Annotated in this window: 15 protein-coding genes and 4 tRNA genes; 12 read left to right on the top strand and 7 right to left on the bottom strand. The window is 53.6% G+C overall.

Going from position 1 to position 17,303, the window contains the following annotated elements:
- The first annotated feature begins 156 nt into the window (after positions 1-156).
- From FLQ44_RS01860 to FLQ44_RS01835, 6 genes are read left to right on the top strand one after another with little or no spacing between them, the layout of a single operon-like run.
- The gene (locus FLQ44_RS01860) at positions 157-387 is read left to right on the top strand and encodes a helix-turn-helix domain-containing protein (RefSeq protein WP_147692802.1); all 231 of its coding nucleotides are present in this window, start codon (positions 157-159) and stop codon (positions 385-387) included.
- Entirely contained in the window at positions 377-3,157 is a 2,781-nt protein-coding gene (locus FLQ44_RS01855) for a type I restriction endonuclease subunit R (protein WP_147692801.1), read from the top strand. The genes FLQ44_RS01860 and FLQ44_RS01855 overlap by 11 nt, the downstream gene beginning before the upstream one ends.
- Positions 3,154-4,866 (top strand): restriction endonuclease subunit S, encoded by a 1,713-nt coding sequence (locus FLQ44_RS01850; RefSeq protein WP_147692800.1) that lies wholly within the window; start codon positions 3,154-3,156, stop codon positions 4,864-4,866. The genes FLQ44_RS01855 and FLQ44_RS01850 overlap by 4 nt, the downstream gene beginning before the upstream one ends.
- Positions 4,863-6,467, top strand: a complete 1,605-nt coding sequence (locus tag FLQ44_RS01845) for a restriction system-associated AAA family ATPase (RefSeq protein ID WP_147692799.1) — start codon at positions 4,863-4,865, stop codon at positions 6,465-6,467. Before FLQ44_RS01850 ends, FLQ44_RS01845 begins: the two co-directional genes overlap by 4 nt.
- Positions 6,468-7,544, top strand: coding sequence for a hypothetical protein (locus tag FLQ44_RS01840; protein WP_147692798.1), 1,077 nt, complete (start codon positions 6,468-6,470; stop codon positions 7,542-7,544). It abuts the gene before it with no gap.
- A 50-nt stretch (positions 7,545-7,594) separates the two neighbouring features.
- Positions 7,595-9,100, top strand: coding sequence for a class I SAM-dependent DNA methyltransferase (locus tag FLQ44_RS01835; RefSeq protein WP_147692797.1), 1,506 nt, complete (start codon positions 7,595-7,597; stop codon positions 9,098-9,100).
- Positions 9,101-9,223: 123 nt separating this feature from the next.
- Here the strand turns inward: FLQ44_RS01835 and FLQ44_RS01830 are convergent, their stop codons facing one another.
- Positions 9,224-10,234, bottom strand: coding sequence for a lysozyme inhibitor LprI family protein (locus tag FLQ44_RS01830; protein ID WP_147692796.1), 1,011 nt, complete (start codon positions 10,232-10,234; stop codon positions 9,224-9,226).
- 104 nt (positions 10,235-10,338) lie between these two features.
- Here FLQ44_RS01830 and FLQ44_RS01825 point away from each other — a divergent pair, with 104 nt between their 5' ends.
- Positions 10,339-10,590, top strand: coding sequence for a helix-turn-helix domain-containing protein (locus FLQ44_RS01825; protein WP_147692795.1), 252 nt, complete (start codon positions 10,339-10,341; stop codon positions 10,588-10,590).
- Between the two features lie 27 nt (positions 10,591-10,617).
- Here FLQ44_RS01825 and FLQ44_RS01820 read toward each other — a convergent pair whose 3' ends face one another.
- The 4 genes from FLQ44_RS01820 to FLQ44_RS01805 all read right to left on the bottom strand — a co-directional run bounded on the left by FLQ44_RS01820 (position 10,618) and on the right by FLQ44_RS01805 (position 12,808).
- Positions 10,618-10,959: a hypothetical protein gene (locus FLQ44_RS01820; protein ID WP_147692794.1), complete on the bottom strand. Its 342-nt coding sequence runs from the start codon at positions 10,957-10,959 to the stop codon at positions 10,618-10,620.
- 66 nt (positions 10,960-11,025) lie between these two features.
- On the bottom strand, positions 11,026-11,847 hold the full coding sequence (locus FLQ44_RS01815; RefSeq protein WP_147692793.1) for a hypothetical protein: 822 nt from the start codon (positions 11,845-11,847) through the stop codon (positions 11,026-11,028).
- Positions 11,848-11,859: 12 nt separating this feature from the next.
- The gene (locus tag FLQ44_RS01810) at positions 11,860-12,348 is read right to left on the bottom strand and encodes a hypothetical protein (protein WP_147692792.1); all 489 of its coding nucleotides are present in this window, start codon (positions 12,346-12,348) and stop codon (positions 11,860-11,862) included.
- A 370-nt stretch (positions 12,349-12,718) separates the two neighbouring features.
- Positions 12,719-12,808, bottom strand: a tRNA-Ser gene (locus FLQ44_RS01805).
- 289 nt (positions 12,809-13,097) lie between these two features.
- Between FLQ44_RS01805 and FLQ44_RS01800 the strand changes: the two genes are divergently transcribed.
- Together FLQ44_RS01800 and FLQ44_RS01795 are read left to right on the top strand one after the other, a co-directional pair.
- Positions 13,098-14,024 (top strand): ArgP/LysG family DNA-binding transcriptional regulator, encoded by a 927-nt coding sequence (locus FLQ44_RS01800; RefSeq protein WP_147692791.1) that lies wholly within the window; start codon positions 13,098-13,100, stop codon positions 14,022-14,024.
- A 53-nt stretch (positions 14,025-14,077) separates the two neighbouring features.
- A complete protein-coding gene (locus FLQ44_RS01795) occupies positions 14,078-14,482 on the top strand; it encodes a cytidine deaminase (RefSeq protein ID WP_147692790.1) in 405 nt (134 codons plus the stop codon).
- A 50-nt stretch (positions 14,483-14,532) separates the two neighbouring features.
- Here the strand turns inward: FLQ44_RS01795 and tilS are convergent, their stop codons facing one another.
- Positions 14,533-15,852, bottom strand: a complete 1,320-nt coding sequence (tilS, locus tag FLQ44_RS01790) for a tRNA lysidine(34) synthetase TilS (RefSeq protein WP_240801160.1) — start codon at positions 15,850-15,852, stop codon at positions 14,533-14,535.
- The gene (locus tag FLQ44_RS01785; RefSeq protein WP_147692789.1) at positions 15,842-16,807 is read right to left on the bottom strand and encodes an acetyl-CoA carboxylase carboxyltransferase subunit alpha; all 966 of its coding nucleotides are present in this window, start codon (positions 16,805-16,807) and stop codon (positions 15,842-15,844) included. The genes tilS and FLQ44_RS01785 overlap by 11 nt, the downstream gene beginning before the upstream one ends.
- Positions 16,808-17,037: 230 nt before the next feature.
- Here FLQ44_RS01785 and FLQ44_RS01780 point away from each other — a divergent pair.
- From FLQ44_RS01780 to FLQ44_RS01770, 3 genes are all read left to right on the top strand, one after another.
- Positions 17,038-17,113: transfer RNA gene (locus FLQ44_RS01780), tRNA-Val, on the top strand.
- Between the two features lie 12 nt (positions 17,114-17,125).
- Positions 17,126-17,202 (top strand) — tRNA-Asp (locus FLQ44_RS01775).
- Between the two features lie 28 nt (positions 17,203-17,230).
- A tRNA-Val gene (locus tag FLQ44_RS01770) sits at positions 17,231-17,303 on the top strand.

Below are 17,303 nucleotides of genomic sequence, written 5' to 3'. Positions count from 1 at the left end.
TTGCTGAGACTCTTTGTGCTCTTCGTCTGGCAAAAACTAATGCAGAATCCCATAAAGACCAATGGCATTAAGTGGTTGGTGCTTATGGCATCATTCTGTTAGACTTTAGGCAATTTTAGGCGACTTTTCCTGTTTAACAATCTAAGTGCCAATGCAATGAAAACTGAACCTTGGGTTACCGCAAGCGAAGTTGCCCAGCATCTGGGTGTCGTCAAAGAGACTGTCTATCGTTGGCGTGAGCGTAAAAGTCTCCCGGCACACAAAATCGGACGTCTGTGGAAGTTTCAGTTGTCCGAAGTAGATGAATGGGTGCGGGCTGGTGGTGCCATTGAGGATTTGGAAGGCAATGCTAAAGAAGAGCTGCAGGAGCGAAAGCATGACGCCTGAAATCAAAGCACGCCAAAAAATCGATCAGAAACTGGAACAGGCTGGCTGGGTCATTCAGGATATGAAACAGTTCAACCTCGGCGCAGCTGTGGGTGTCGCCGTGCGCGAATGCACTACAGACACCGGCCCAGCGGACTACGTGTTGTTCGTCAACCGCAACGCGGTGGGCGTCATTGAGGCCAAGAAAGATAGCACCGGCAAAAATCTGACGGTAACCGAGAGCCAGACCGAACGTTACGCTAACGCGACGTTCAAGTGGCGTAAGGACAATACGCCGCTGCGTTTTTTGTTCGAGGCGACTGGTCAGATTATCCGCTTCACTGATGGTAAAGATCCATACCCACGTTCTCGGGAGGTTTTCCATTTTTTCAAGCCGGAAACACTCGCAGCATGGCTGACTCAGCCTAAAACCTTGCGCGGCCGTTTAGCCGAGCAAATTCCTGCTCTACCGGAGCTGAATCTACGCGATTGCCAGATCAGCGCAGTTACTGGTCTAGAAAAATCACTGGCGCAGAACAGACCGCGCGCCTTGGTGCATATGGCAACAGGCGCGGGCAAAACCTTCACCGCTATTACATCTGTCTACCGGCTGCTGAAGTTTGGTGGAGCGAAACGCATTTTGTTTTTGGTTGATACCCGCAACCTTGGTAAACAAGCGCATCAGGAGTTCATGGCCTACACGCCGCCGGACGATGCTCGAAAGTTCACCGAGCTGTATAACGTCCAGAGATTGGCCTCGTCTACCATAGATCCACATTCGCAGGTGTGCATCAGCACAATCCAGCGCATGTACTCTATCCTCTCTGGTGAGCCGATTGACGAATCCGCTGAAGACGTCTCGCTCAACGAAGTGCAGCAAACGGCCAAGCAGCAAAAGCAGGTGCGCTACAACCCGGCCGTGCCGGTGGAAACGTTCGACTTCATCATCATCGATGAATGCCACCGCAGCATCTATAATTTGTGGAAGCAGGTGCTGGACTACTTCGATGCCAGCTTGATCGGCCTCACCGCCACGCCCGATAAACGCACCTTCGGCTTCTTCAACGAAAACATCGTGGCCGAGTACACCTACGAGCAATCGGTCGCTGATGGCGTCAACGTCGGGTACGACGTGTACGAGATCGTGACTGAAGTCACCCAAAAGGGCGCTGAACTGAAGGCCAAAGAATGGGTGGACCACCGCGACCGAGCCACTCGAAAGAAACGCTGGGGCGAAACCGAAGAAGACACCATCTACACCGGCAAGGAGCTGGATAAGTCGGTCGTGAACCCCAGCCAGATCCGACAAGTAATCCAGGCAATGAAAACGGCGCTGGAAACGCAAATCTTTCCGGCCCGAAAAGAAACACCCAAGACCCTGATCTTCGCCAAGACCGACAGCCACGCGGACGACATCATCAACATCGTCCGCGAGGTGTTCGGTCAAGGTAATGCCTTCTGCAAGAAGGTTACCTACCGTGCGGAAGAAGATGCAGATAGCGTCCTTTCCAGCTTCCGAAACGACTACAATCCGCGCATCGCCGTTACGGTTGATATGATCGCCACAGGCACCGACGTGAAGCCGCTGGAGGTGCTGCTTTTTATGCGAGATGTCCGCTCGAAAGGCTACTACGAGCAAATGAAAGGGCGTGGTGTGCGAAGTCTTGATGGCGAGAGCCTCAAGCGCGTGAGCAACAGCGCCGACGGTGCTAAAACCCGCTTTGTGTTGATCGATGCAGTAGGCGTGGAAAAAAGCCTCAAAACCGAAAGCCGCCCGCTGGAAAAGAAACCTACGGTGGCACTGAAAGACCTGCTACAGGGCGTGGCCATGGGTAGCCGCGATGACGACACCGTGCTCTCACTCGCCAACCGCCTGGTCCGTCTGGCCAAGCAGCTGGACGATAAGGCCAAGGCGCGCATCGAGAAGGCTAGCAGAGGTATTTCGGTGGCTGAGCTTGGCAAAGGCCTGATTGCTGCGCTGGACCCGGACGCAATTATCCAGGCCACACTGGTTGCTGCCAACGCCAAGGGTATCACCCGTACCGAGGATACATTGCTGCCAGAAGAAATCGAAGCTGTTCGTACCGAACGCGTGGCCGCAGCCTGTGAACCTTTTGACAAGCCCGAGCTGCGCGACGAAATCGAAAACGCCCGACGCGAGCGCGAACAGATCATCGATCACATCAATCTCGATCAGGTCACCTTCAGCGGCTTTAGCGAGCAAGCCGAAGCACAGGCCAAAGCACTGATCCAGACTTTTACCGACTACATCGCGCAGCACAAGGATGAAATCGCTGCGCTGGACTTTTTCTACCAACAGCCATACCAGCGCCGTCAACTGACCTTTGACATGCTTGAGGAGTTGCACGAGCACCTAAGCAAACCACCGCTGATGCTCACCACCGAACGGCTGTGGAGCGCCTATGCCCGCGTGCAGACTTCGGCGGTGAAAGGCGTAGACCGCAAACACCAGCTCACCGACATGGTGTCGCTGCTGCGTTTTGCGCTGGGGCTGGATGGCGAACTCAAACCCTTTGCTGACGAAGTCGACAAACGCTTCCAAGCTTGGATCTTTCGCCACAATGCCCAGCGCGGCACCGCCTTCACATCAGAGCAGACCGAATGGCTGCGCTTGATGAAAGATCACATCGCCAGCAGCTGCAGTATCAGCCGCGACGACTTTGATTACGCCGAACTGGCAGACAAAGGTGGGCTACAAAAAGCTTGGGGCCTGTTTGGCAAGGAACTGGATACATTGATGAATGAAATGAATATGGAGTTGGTGGCGTGAGTGAGTTGAATCAACGCCCCCTTGCAACCCTTGGGGAATTAGCGGATGAGCCTGTAGAACAGACTGGTCCAACTAGAGATTTCGTTTATGTTGATATCAGCAGCATTGACCGTGAAACCAAAAAGATCACCGAAGCCAAGGCCTTGACTCTATCGCAGGCTCCGAGTCGTGCAAAGCAAGTTCTTCGGACTGGTGACGTGCTGGTTTCAATGACTCGACCCAATCTAAATGCAGTAGCACTTGTTCCCGAGCAGCTTGATGGCGCAATCGGCTCCACAGGCTTTCATGTTCTCCGGTCTCGTTGGCTGCGCCCAGAGTTCTTGCTTCGTCTGGTCCAATCGCAACGTTTTGTCGACGAAATGTCGGCTCTGGTTCAAGGCGCGCTGTATCCCGCCGTGCGACCGAAAGACATTGCTGCGTTCACCTTTGGTTTCGAAACACCGGCGCAACAAACTCGAATTGTTGCCAAACTCGAAGAACTGCTGTCCGACCTGGATGCCGGCGTGGCTGAGCTCAAGGCCGCGCAAAAGAAGCTGGCGCAATACCGCCAATCGCTTCTGAAAGCCGCCGTGGAAGGTGCGCTCACCGCTGAGTGGCGAACCAAAAACACGCCTTCGGAAACTGGCGCGCAACTGCTGGAGCGCATCCTGCTCGAGCGTCGCGCCCGCTGGGAAGCCAAGCAACTGGCCAAGTTCAAGGAACAAGGCAAAACTCCGCCCAAGGATTGGCAGAAGAAATACCCCGAGCCGGTGAGGCCGGATACCGCGGACTTGCCGGAGCTGCCGGAGGGGTGGGTTTGGGCGACGATTGACCAACTCGCGGCGATAGGTACTGGCGTTACCCCGCTTAAATCCAAGTCTCAGTATTACATGGGGGGCGAAATACCATGGGTTACGAGCGGTGCTTTAAACAATGAAATGGTTGCCGAAGCAATTGAATACGTTACGCCCCTGGCGCTCAAAGAGTGTCGCCTAGAGCTCTACCCCGCAGGCACCTTGTTGGTGGCTATGTATGGAGAAGGAAAAACCCGTGGCAAGTGCTCAGAGTTGGCTATTCCAGCTACGATCAATCAAGCCATAGCGGCGTTGGTTCTTGAGGATACAGCAATCGTCTGTAAGCCATATATGAAGTCATTTCTGCTCAAGAGCTATGATGACATGCGAAACCAAGCATCTGGGGGTGTCCAGCCTAATCTGAATCTGCAGATTGTTCGCTCGATTGCTATCCCATTCCCGCCAATCGATGAACAGCAAGCGATAACGGACACTTTATCCGCCCAACTTGAGACAGCTAAAGATCAAGGGACAGCCATTGAACTATCCCTCAAGCAATCCACCGCCCAACGCCAAAACATCCTGCGCGCCGCCTTTGCTGGCCAACTTGTGCCGCAAGACCCGAACGACGAGTCCGCCTCGGCATTGCTGGAACGTATCCGCGGAGAACGGGCGGAACGCGCCAAGCAACCAAGATTCCTTAAAACTAAAAAGACAAAATCCATGAATTTATCTAATTCTGCATCACTCAGTGAGTGGATTAAGGCTTCCCAAAGTGACGAATTCTCTTTTGACGACCTAAGAAGTGGAATTTCGGGCGATTATGAGACGCTGAAGAATTTGTTGTTTGAATCTTTGGAAAATAAAAGCCCGGCTATTGAGCAATTTTTTGATGGCAACACTGGTCAGTTGCGGTTCAGGAAAGTGAAGCAATGAAACTACTGTCTCTCAAAATAGAAAAAGCTGACACCTGTGGCGGGCTCTTGGATGGCTTATTTATTTCATTTAGGGATGAGGGCGCAGATTGCGGGATTTTTGACCCAATATGTCTGGTTGGTCCTAATGGGACAGGAAAGTCACAACTTTTACAAGTAATTGCTGAGATATTTCAGACGGTGTTTCGAAAATATTTACTCGAAGAAGAGCATGGAACACCAAACGACGAGCTTTTGTTTGAAATAAAATATCTGATTAATTCCGGCGCTGAAAGTGATGTTGCCACACCTGTTCGAATCTATCGACGCAAGGAGGGTAAGCGGAAGCCGGTAATTGTAGTTGAGGCTTATTTGCAGGAGAAATGGAAACTCATTGAAGATCCATTGCATGTTGCTGATTTGTTACCAAGCAAGGTAATTGGCTACACATCTGGCGATAACGAAACATTGAGCCTTCCGTTCTTTTCAAGCAGGGCAGGTTACGCCGGACAAGTTAGAAACAGTGCGCAGGATGAGCGCAAGAGATCCAAACGAATAAGAGACCCACGACTCTTATTGATTGATTATGGGACAAACCTTGAGGTATTGGTTGCGAACCTGCTCTTGAGTTCTGAGGAAGTGGGACTGAAGTTGTTAGAAACGCCAAATCTCAAGAGCCTCAGATCTTTCCGTTGCATCGTTCAACTTAAACACTCGGCTGCGCCAACAGGAGGAGTCAAGCTCACTCAAGAGCTTGAGGACTACATCAACTACTTGAAATGCTGTGCAACTTGCTATGGCCACATAGAAAAGAGTGGCATTTGGATCTTTGATTTCTTTGTGAATAGCGCAACGCATGAAGCTTTCAAGCATTACTGGAAAGATGGTGCTCTCGAGCTTTATTCATGCTTCCATAAGCTAGCCATGTTGAATGATTTGATTATCCCCAAAGCGGCACGAGATAAATTCGAGAAAGGCGTAAAGAATCGTCGCTTTGCGTCTCGATTGCCTGAGCCTATTGATGAGCAAAAGGTGTTTCGATTCGAGCAGGTTGAGTTCGTATCAAACAAGAGTGGTAAGTCTGTTGACTACGTTTCCCTTTCGGATGGTGAGCACCAGCTTGCTCAGCTGTTGGGGTTTGCTTGCATGGCCTCTTTTCCTAATGTTCTCTTCTTGCTAGATGAGCCAGAGAGCCACTTTAATCCTGCATGGAGAGTGCGGTTTATTAAGATGCTACGTGACTTGCCAACAAATAACGGGGCAAGAGCAGTCCGTTCATTGGCGGCGAAGCAAGAGTGCTTATTAACAACACACTCGCCATTTGTGCCATCGGACATGAAACGCGAGAATGTGTTGATTTTTAGCAAGAGTACGAATGCTGTTACATTAGAAATTAGACAGCCAAGAATTCAGACATATGGCAGTACATTTGACGCGATCCTTGACGAATGTTTTGATATAAGCCCACCCATTTCCAGTCTCCCAAGAGATGAAATTGAAAATTTGATTCGTTCTGGTAGCCTTGAGGATATTAAGAGTGCAATGGGGAGGATTGGGGACTCTGTCGAAAAAATATTTCTTGCTGATCGCATGAGAGAACTAAATTCAAAGAGTGCGCACTAAATGCGAGGAAGCTATCCGGTAGCAGCTAGCAATGAAAACTGGCTGCATGAATCACTGGTTGAGATGATCAGAACTATTCACGATAAATTGGACCAGAAAAAGACAGTTCCAAGCTGGTCTAAATTAATTCCTTCTGCACTTGGCAAAGATAATTCTTCCAGATTGAAAAATTTTTCCGGGATAAAAGATCGACTCAAAATCTATGAGTCCGAAGTTAAACCCCTGAGCATTGCTCAGCGTGCTGAAATATACCAAGAGCTTATTAGGCAAAATGACCTGAACGGCCTGCTTGATGGTACAGTACCCCTTCCAATTTTGAAGACATCGTTTCCGACTGTTTATAAAGTTGTGCACGATCTTTTTGTCTTTGCATTTGATAGTCTTACTGATCTTGGAATTCGGGACCGACAGTATAGTCTGATATTCCGTTCGCTAAGTGTGAAAGTTTGCATATTTTGCGGGTTCGAAAGAGTTATGTCGCCGCAGGAGGCGCGACAAGATCAGGACCATTATTTGCCAAAGAGTATTTATCCATTCGCAGCAGCTAATATGAAAAACTTAGTGCCGATGTGTCGTTGCTGCAACAGAGATTACAAACATGATATAGATGTGCTTACTGATTGTAACGGAGATAGGCGGAAAGCATTTGATCCATATGATGCTCCACTAACGGATATTAGTCTGGTCAGAAGCATACCTTTTGCCGGGCTAGGACTGAGGCTGCCGGCGTGGTGGATTGATTTTCAGCCAGATACAGAGGAGACGGAAACTTGGGATCAAGTTTTTTGCATTAGGACTCGATACTCTCGAGACCTGCTTAATGAAGGATTCAATCGTTGGATTGAAAGCTTTATGAATCACTGTAAGGCAAAACGTTACTCAAAAGACTTGGACGATAATCAGATTCTTAATGCGCTGGAAAGTTATCACCGTTATACCATTATTGAAAATCCAGTTGGCTTGGATTTTTTGAAGCCAAAAGTTTTTGAAATGCTTATATATCATTTTGTGGATAATAATGAGCGCGTTAAAATGTTTGTCAAAGATATGGTGTGCGGGATCTCGGTAAACTCCTAAATCGCCGTCGGTTTTTTTGGCTAAAGAGCCAGATATTTATTGGGAATTGAATGAATACAAGCACCCTTGTCCAGAAAGTCTGGAGTTTCTGTCACACCCTTCGAGACGATGGTGTGGGTTATGGTGATTACCTTGAACAGCTCACCTATTTGCTGTTTCTGAAGCTGGCACATGAGTATGCGCAAGAGCCTTACAACCGCGAGACGCACATTCCTAAAGGATATGACTGGGCCAGTCTTACTTCCAAAGTCGGAGAACCGCTGGAAGCACAATACATCACCACCCTGCACAAGCTGGGTAACGAGTCCGGTATGCTGGGTGCGATCTTTTTCAAGGCGCAGAACAAGATTCAAGATCCGGCGAAGTTGTCACGTCTGGTTCAGCTTATTGATGCTGAAAGCTGGATCGGTATGGACGCAGATACGAAAGGCGATCTGTACGAAGGTCTGTTGCAGAAGAATGCTGAAGATACTAAAAGTGGCGCTGGGCAGTACTTTACACCACGGGCAGTTATTCAGGCCATTGTAGTCTGCATGCGTCCCCAACCGATGAAAACAATCGCGGATCCCGCGTGTGGCACCGGCGGTTTTTTCCTGATAGCTAACGAATGGCTTTCCGGTACTGGTGAGTGGATTAAAAGTAATGCCAATTGGCTTAATCGTGATCTGCAAAAACTCAATGCTAAACAGGCAAAGTTTCTACGTGAGGAAACTTTTTACGGTAACGAGATCGTGCCGAATACGCGCCGTATGTGCTTGATGAACCTGTTCTTGCACAACATTGGCGAACTGGATGGGGAACCGTCAGTTGAGCGTGCTGATGCCCTGATCTCCGAGCCCAAACGCAAAGTGGATTACGTGCTCGCCAATCCGCCCTTCGGCAAGAAAAGCAGCATGACCATCACCAATGAGGAAGGTGAGGAAGACAAAGAAGCCCTGACCTACGAGCGGCAGGACTTCTGGGAATCCACGTCCAACAAGCAGCTCAACTTCCTGCAACACATCGTCAGCATGCTCAAGGTGGACGGCAAAGCAGCTGTGGTGCTACCAGACAACGTGTTGTTTGAAGGAGGCGCAGGCGAAAAAATTCGCCGCAAGCTACTGCAGAACTGTGATGTGCACACCATTTTGCGCCTGCCCACCGGCATCTTCTATGCGCAGGGCGTGAAAGCCAACGTGGTATTCTTTGATGCTAAGCCCAAGGACGGCAAGGTCCACACCAAGGGCATCTGGTTCTACGATCTGCGCACCAACAAGCATTTCACGCTGAAGACGCGCACGCTCAAGCTCGACGATCTACAGGATTTCATCAGTTGCTACAACCCTGAAAATCGTCACGAGCGCGTGGCTACCGAACGGTTCAAGTTCTACAGCTACGATGAGCTGATGGCGCGTGACAAGGCCAGCCTCGACATTTTTTGGCTCAAGGACGACAGCCTAGATAACTTCGATGATTTGCCACCGCCGGATGTGCTGCAGCAGGAGATCATTGAGCATCTCGAAGCGGCATTAGCTTCGTTCCGGGATGTGGCGGCAGGCTTGGTTGTACGTAACTGACTAAATCACGCTAGTCTGTCGAGCTGGTTGAAAGATTGTGGCCGCTTTCGTTTGGGAGCGGCCACCGTTGATTTGGAGTTGGAAGGAATCGCTCCTTTGATGATTCTGACCTCTTGTGTCCTACTAGCGCAACTCCGCCAGCCTTTGCTTGTAAGCACCCTCCAAGCAGTCCGTATCTGTACAAATATCCCGCACTGACCTGCGCCAGTTCGCCTGTTGCTGTTTCAATCCACTCTCATCTGCACTCGCCGCCAGTTTTACCTTGTAGGCTGCGGCGGTATCTCTATCAGCTGCGGCCAACTTCGGGTCGGTGCAGATCATCTTCTCCACGGTGGTGCTGGCTTTGGCGCAGTCAAAGCTAGGACCGTTATCTACCGTACTGTCGGCATACCCTGGCGTGGCGGCAATGCTGGCTAGCTGTGCGGGTGGCGGGTCGAGTTCGGCGGTAGATGGCTGTGTTGTGGCTGGTGCTTCTGCCTGTTTGAAGCGAGGGTAGTTGGCTGTTTCGGTGACGACTTCCACGGTACTCAGGGCTGGGGTATCTACAAAATGCCAGCCGCTCTCTGCTTTGCCCATATGACCGTTACCGCGCATCTTGATGGCGACGGGCACTGCTATCTGGCTTTGGCCGGATTTGGCAGCTTCTTCGGCGGCACTGCGCATGATCTGCAGCCGGGACAGGGCTTCCAAGCTCTGGCATGGCACCAGCGTGTTGATCCGGTTCTCTAGTTGTTCTTTGGCTTGGCTTAGCCGTCTTACTTCCGGGTCGGTGTTGCGGTCGCCACCTATCTGCCCACTCGCTATTCGCACATCAGCTTCATACTGTGCCTTCTCCAATGCCAGCTGCGTGGGGTGCATCTGCGCATCCAGATGGCTCCATTCGGCAAACATCTTCCCGGCTGCTTCGGCGCCGCCTTTGATGCTGACGGTGTAGGTAAACGCTACTTCATACACCTTGCCGTCAGTTTCCGCACCATCCACCTTCTTCACATCCGACACTTGCAGAATCGGGCATTCGTAAGTGGCTGCCAGGTCTTGCTGGATGTCAGCATCCCCCGGCTTGTTGCTGCAGGCGGTGAGCAAGATCGCCGCACTGCAGACGGCGAGTGAAATCAGTCTATTGAAGTGATGCATGGCTTTCTCCTGTCCTAACACTTTGGGTTTGGTTTTAAGGCGAGTGTATCGGACTGAACTCAAAGTGTGTGGAACTTTGGGTTGGGTTAACAAAGACTCCGGGGATGCCAAACTTCCCCGATAACTGCAACTCTCCGTTTGTTTTTGCTGCAAATCTCAAGCGAATCAGGCTGGAAAAGAAGCTAACGCAAGAGAAGCTCGCAGAACTTGCGGAGCTGCATCCCAACTACATCAGCTCTGTAGAGCGTGCGCTACGCAATATATCGATCTGCAACATCGAAAGGCTGGCGCGTGCATTGGGCGTGACGATGAGTGAGTTGGTAGCAGAGCTGGAGCAGCCACCCCAACAGCATTGAGCGGGGTTTGGCACTTGCTGTTCGCTGCTATCGGGCGCGGAAGTGGGCTGGAGATAAGGCCTTATGGCTGTCTGGTTCGTAATCCACTGTGTGATATCGACATGCTTGCACCAGTGGCAAAAGTGTCGATACCAGCTCGGATAGCTCGACAGTCAACCCTCCGAGTTCTGCCACAGAAATACGGTCCGGTTCGCTCTCCGCCGCGTTGGCCACATAAACCAAGTAGCTGCCCACAGCACACAAGCCTTTCGCCAGATGCTGCAGTACCAGTTCTCCTTGCTCGGCGATCTCTACCAGTACATCCGGGTCAGCAGCTTCATAATCGACCTCGAAACTGCTCTTTAGTGGTAGCAAGGGCAGCAGTCGCATAACCCTGGTTAAGGCGTTGTGCCGTTCCGAATGGCTTGTACGGCTTGTTGGTGTCACTGGCATTGCTTAAAGCTGCCCAATCTGTCGCTGCCAAGTCCTGAGTGCCGCGATCACCTCAAGCAGCAATCCTTCCGGCAGTCCTTTGACCGATTCCGGCAGCTTCATCGCGAGTAAACGTCGCCTGAGCTGGTCATGTTGCTGAAAGCGTGCGATCAGGGCTTCGCGCAGGATGGTGTGATAGGTGATGCTGTTTGGCTGTGATTGCCAGGCTTTGCGTAAGGCCAATGGCCAGTGATTGGGATGGGCGGATGGCCAGATGCGGCCTGCCAAGACGAAGGGATAAGGGCTTTCTGGCAGTAACCAGCTAGCGGGAGAGTCGGCGTTTTCAACGCGCCAAGTGCGTACCGTAAGGGTATAGCCCTGTGGGCTGAAGCCAACACTGCCGTCCAGTGCCGGAAAGTAGCCCAGCTGCCACGTGCTGTTTTGACCTAAGCCCAAACGCAGCCGCAAGGCAATCATGGCGTCGTCTAGCACCATGTCCGCCAGCATCAATCTGGGCGCGGTATCGGTGCCCAGCAGGTCTTGCAGCGCGTGGCCGCTAATGCTGTAGCGTGGCAAAGAAAGGTCGAATCGCTTATCGCCTGCCTCTACTGGCAGCACGCTCAGCCTGTAGCCTGGCGAAGTCAGCACGCCACTAGCCGCGATACCTAGTGCGGTCCCGCTTGGCCGCATGCTGTAGCGCAGCGGCGACCAGCACGCCAACACCCCATCCTCAAAGTGCAGCAACACGGCACCGGCTAGCAGGCCGGGCGTCCCGTTATCGAGACGCCACGGTTCCACCAGCTCGATGCGGTGCAGCTGCTGGAAGTACAAGTCTTCAAGCAGCATGGTGCAACGTCCTTAGCCTTTGGCATCGCGATAGAGTTCGGTGACCCCGACATACCAAGCGGGCCGCAGCTTGGCGATGTCACCCACCCCGCTGCGCAGGTACAGCTTGGGGTCGGCGTGCGGGTAAGGGTCGATCACGTAGGGCTGTGCCGATTTGCCGTCCTGGCCCGTGTTGCGGTGGTAGAGCACGCACCGGCCTACCTCCCAGTCGGTGTGGTAGTCGGTCATCACGATGGCGATTTCCGGTAGCTCCGTGTAGCTGGTGCACGGCTTCCATGCGCCGCCTTTCAGGTTGTTGGCCGCCAACAGCTTGCCGAGCAAGGTTTCATCCAGCCACGGGTAAAACGGGCCGATCTTGGGCATACCAAGCGTTTCGGCCTGCTGGTACACGGTGTCTAAAGGTTTGCTGCTGAGGGTGGCGATCACGGCCAGCAGATCGTCGTGGCGGTCTTGCTGGGCGACGCGTTTGAACAAAGGCTGCAGAGAAGTGGGGGTCGTCATGGTGAAGCTCCTGATCCAGGTAGAAAAGGCGCAGCGGCACCTGCCCGCAATGTGGCAAGTAAGGCGAAATCAACACGGAGTGCCCAAGACGGGCGAGGAGGATGGCTGCGCGTTGTGCCGGGCCGTGGCCGGTAGTAGGGACGGTGGCGTTTTTACGTTATCACCGGCAAACAGCCTGGATCGAGGAGCGTAAAACTTTGGCAGCCTGCAGTGTCGGACGGTGCGCAATCCGTGTGCCGGGGCTGAAAAGCAAAAAAGCGATGCACGGTAGCATCGCTTTTTTGATAGTAGCTTTGATATTTGCGTTGTTTTTTGCTGGCTGATAAAATGAAAAACAGCCTTAAAAATCAAGCACATACCAAAAAATGTTTGGCGGAAGCGGTGAGATTCGAACTCACGGAAGGCTCACACCTTCGGCGGTTTTCAAGACCGCTGCCTTAAACCACTCGGCCACGCTTCCTACTTGGGCTTGTCGCCTTCAAGAGTTGCGCATATTACGCATATTTTCCCAGCTTGGCTAGAGCCTGCGCATGCAATCCCCCTCACCCAACTGCACCCTATCACCTTCAATCAAAGCAATCAGATGACCACGGGCAGTAAAATAGAACTCAGCAAATACCACTACTGCCACCCAACTTTAAGCCGTTCGCCATGTAAATGATTGACTTCAAACAATCAATGACAAACAATTTAACCTTGTTGCATAAGCACCTTCTATTCACACATGACAACTACGGCTCGATATCACCATGCTTGACAGCAAACTTCTGCAGACTCTGGCCTCCGTCATAGAAACCAATGGTTTTGAACGCGCGGCAGCACAGCTGGGCGTGACCCAATCGGCGGTATCGCAACGGATAAAGCAGCTGGAAGTGATGGTGGGGCAGCCTTTGCTGGTCCGCAGCCAGCCACTGGAGCCGACAGCCGCAGGAAAAACACTGCTGCAACACTACAAACAGATCAAGCTGCTGGAGCTGGACTTGATGCAGCATCTGAAACCAGAGGCAGGTATCAGTACGCTGAATATGCTAAGCATCGGCGCCGATGCCGACAGCCTGTCTAGCTGGCTCATGCCGGCGCTTTTGCCGCTGATAAAGCAGCATGCGCTGCAGCTGCGCATCCTGCCTGGCGAACACCTGGCCGACCCCGCCACCCGCCAAAACTCGACCCACTTGTGCGGCTGGCTCAGTCATGACGGCACAACCACACATGGCAGCCAGTGCCTGCACTTGGGCATGATTCGCTACCAGTGCGTCTGTACGCCCGCCTATCGTGAAAGCCATTTCGCTGATGGTGTGACCCCATCTTCGCTGCCCCATGCGCACGCTGTCGTTTTACATGGCCAGCAAGCGCGGCATGCGGACTACCTGCAAACGCTCGCTGCCTATCAGGGTAGCTTTCCCTTTTCCAGCATGCCCACGCCAGATACCATGTTCGACTTTATCCAGGCCGGGCTGGGTTATGGCTTGATACCACAAGATTTTCTGGACCATGTGGCTGCGAATGCCGAATTGGTGACACTCGGTGCGCCGCTACACCTCCCCCTCTACTGGCACCACTGGCGCGCCGAACCAGCCATTGCCCGGGCGCTGGGCGAAGCGCTACTGGCTGCACGTCAGGCTCGGCATGACGAACACAGCAAGCTGTCGGCTGGTTTCATCGCAATAAATGATTGACAGCCCTGCCCGTCGGCAGGATTATCCCTCGCCCTTTTGCGTGGAGAGCATTGATGGAACACACCATCCCATGGGATACCCTAGCCAAGGAAGCTCGTGCAGCGGCACGCCATGCCTATGTGCCCTATAGCCGCTTTACAGTAGGCGCTGCCATCCTGACGGCAGACGGCAAGATCGTGCGCGGCTGCAATGTAGAGAATGCCTCGTATGGCCTGACCAACTGCGCCGAGCGTACCGCCATTTTCACGGCCCGAGCTGAAGGCATGGAAGAAGTGCTGGCCGTGTGCATCTATACGCCCACCGCCACACCTACCCCGCCCTGCGGTGGCTGCCGCCAGGTATTGAACGAGTTCGGCCCCACCATGAAGGTGCACGCCATTTGCGATGGCAGCGACATCATCGATACCACACTGGACGCCCTGCTACCTGGCGCGTTTGGCCCGAAAAACCTGGGCTAGGTACACCGCGCACGTAAAAAAGCGGGCTGGCTCATTGCCAACCCGCTTTTTTAACCGCTAGCCGGCCTGGACACCGCGGTGGGCTGCCACAGCGGCCACCACCCCTCCCCCTGCGCCTGATAGCTGAGACTAATACCGAGCCCTGGCACGGCAAGCAATGTGCCGTCTGCATGATGCAGTAGCGGCCAAGCGTCGCGCAGTGCAGCAGGGACGGCATGCGTCTGGAACAGCTTTTTCAACGCCACGCGGCCAACCTTCTGTGGCAGGGTTTCGCCCCCTTTGCGCGCCGCGAGCCACATGGCCGGCCCTGTGCACCCTTCCAACAAGCCACCTTGCTTACGCACCCACGCCAGCTTGCCCAGTGGTGTCACCAAGGGCTCGCCCGGCTGACAAGCCAAGGGCAAGACAAGCGGGCCATCGTACCAGGCCACCGCCATCAGCTGCTGCCGGTAGCGTAGTATTTGCCCCTGTGGCAGCTGCAGTCTGGCTGCCTCCCCCGCCAGCACAGCCTGCTGAAAAGCCAGCATGGCAGCCGGTGCCGGCGAGGACCAGCCCAGCAGGCCTAGCCAATGCAACAGCAACAAGCGCTGCCTTGCCGCCGACAAGGCCTGCCAGCCTGGCAGCTGCAGGACATTACCCGACAGGCACTGCGCGGCATCCAGTGCTGCCATTTCATCCAGCACACTGGCTGCATCTGCCATCTGGGCCGCGCTGCGGGCCAGCCTGGCATCCAGCCCGCTTACGCGCTGACGCAACGCGGGCAAGGTGTGCAGGCGCAGATAATTGCGCAGATAGTTGGCCGCATCCGCATTGCTGTCGTCTTCTACCCACTGCAGGCTATGCTGCCGGGCATAGGCGGCCAACTGGGCACGACTAAATGTCAACAGCGGGCGCCACAGCCACTTGCCCTGCCACTGGCGCAGCACTGGCATGGCAGCCAGTGCTCTTACCCCGCCACCACGCAGCAGCTGAAGCAGCGCCGTTTCACTTTGATCGTCGGCATGATGCGCCAGCACAAGCACCTGCTGCGGCGAGCGAGCGAAAGCTGCATAGCGCGCATCGCGTGCTACCGCCTCCAGGCTCTCGCCCCCCTGCCGTTGCAATCGCACACGCTCGGTACGCAGCGGCACACCCCTCAGGGCACATTGCTGCTGGCAATGCACCAGCCACGCATCGGCCTGCAGGCTAATACCATGATGTACGTGGGTGGCGGATAGTTGCAGACCACCCTGCTCGTCGCGCCAGCGGCAAAGCAAGTCCAGCAACACCATGGAGTCCAGCCCGCCGGACAGGGCCACGTCCAAATGAGAATGGCCGGACAAAGTGTCCGGCCAATTCTGGATCAAGGCATTCAGCAGATTAGGCTGCATTTTCCTTGAAGCGCCCGTAGCTCATCAGGCGATCGAAGCGAGTTTTCAGCAGCTCGTCCACGCCGCGGCCATTGGCCTCTTTCAGCTGGTCTTGCAGTACGCGCTTCAGCGCCGTCATCATGGCGGCGTGATCGCGGTGCGCGCCACCCAGCGGCTCGTTGACTACGCGGTCGATCAGACCCAGCGTTTTCAGGCGCGGCGCCGTAATACCCAGCGCCTCGGCTGCATCCGCTGCGCGTTCGGCGGTTTTCCACAGAATGGAAGCGCAGCCTTCCGGCGAAATCACCGAGTAGGTAGAGTACTGCAGCATGTTCACATAGTCGCCCACGGCAATCGCCAGCGCACCACCGGAACCGCCCTCACCGATCACGGTGACGATGACCGGTACTTTCAAGCGCGCCATTTCGTACAGATTGCGGCCGATGGCTTCGGACTGGCCACGCTCTTCTGCACCAATACCTGGGTACGCACCTGGGGTATCGACAAAAGTAATCACCGGCAAGCCAAACTTCTCTGCTGTGCGCATCAGGCGCAATGCCTTGCGGTAGCCCTCCGGGCGCGGCATACCGAAGTTCCGGTAGATCTTGTCTTTGGTATCGCGGCCTTTCTGGTGGCCAATCACCATGACAGGCTGTTCATTGAAGCGCGCCAGGCCACCTACAATTGCCGGGTCATCGGCAAAAGAACGGTCACCATGCAGCTCCTGAAAGTCTGTAAACAGGCTGTTAATGTAATCCAGCGTATAAGGACGCTGCGGATGACGCGCCACAATTGCAATTTGGGAAGGGGTCAATTTGCTGTACAAGGTTTTTGTCAGCTCTTGGCTCTTCTTCTGCAAGCGCGAAATCTCTTCCGAGATATCGAGGACGGAATCGTCTTGGACGAAACGCAGTTCCTCTATCTTGTTCTCGAGCTCGGCAATGGGCTGCTCAAAATCAAGAAAGGTCGGCTTCATGCTTAGGTTCCGATTAGGGACAATCGGGCAATGATACATGAGCGGTTTACATCACGCATCACTCTGTCTGACAAAATGCGGCAAGCATCACGTGCAGCAAAAACAGACGCTTGTAGAAAACCTGCATTTTTCTTGCAATAACCCCTTGCAGCCCCGCCCAGCCTGTGTTTTAATTCGCCTCCTCGCTGAACGACGCAGCAAAAACAGCGTCTCAGATGAGCCAGATTTCAGGGCGTTTAGCTCAGTTGGTAGAGCGTCTGCCTTACAAGCAGAATGTCGGCGGTTCGACTCCGTCAACGCCCACCAAGTTTTACGGTTGGAGCGGTAGTTCAGTTGGTTAGAATACCGGCCTGTCACGCCGGGGGTCGCGGGTTCGAGTCCCGTCCGCTCCGCCAACCTACAATTTAGTAGTACCGAGTTTTCGGGCGTTTAGCTCAGTTGGTAGAGCGTCTGCCTTACAAGCAGAATGTCGGCGGTTCGACTCCGTCAACGCCCA

Origin of the sequence: Vogesella mureinivorans, assembly GCF_007644035.1 — a bacterium.
GTDB classification, from domain to species: Bacteria; Pseudomonadota; Gammaproteobacteria; order Burkholderiales; family Chromobacteriaceae; genus Vogesella; species Vogesella mureinivorans.
The sequence above is the reverse complement of the archived record's forward strand: the minus strand, read 5'-3'. Positions and strand labels throughout refer to the sequence as shown.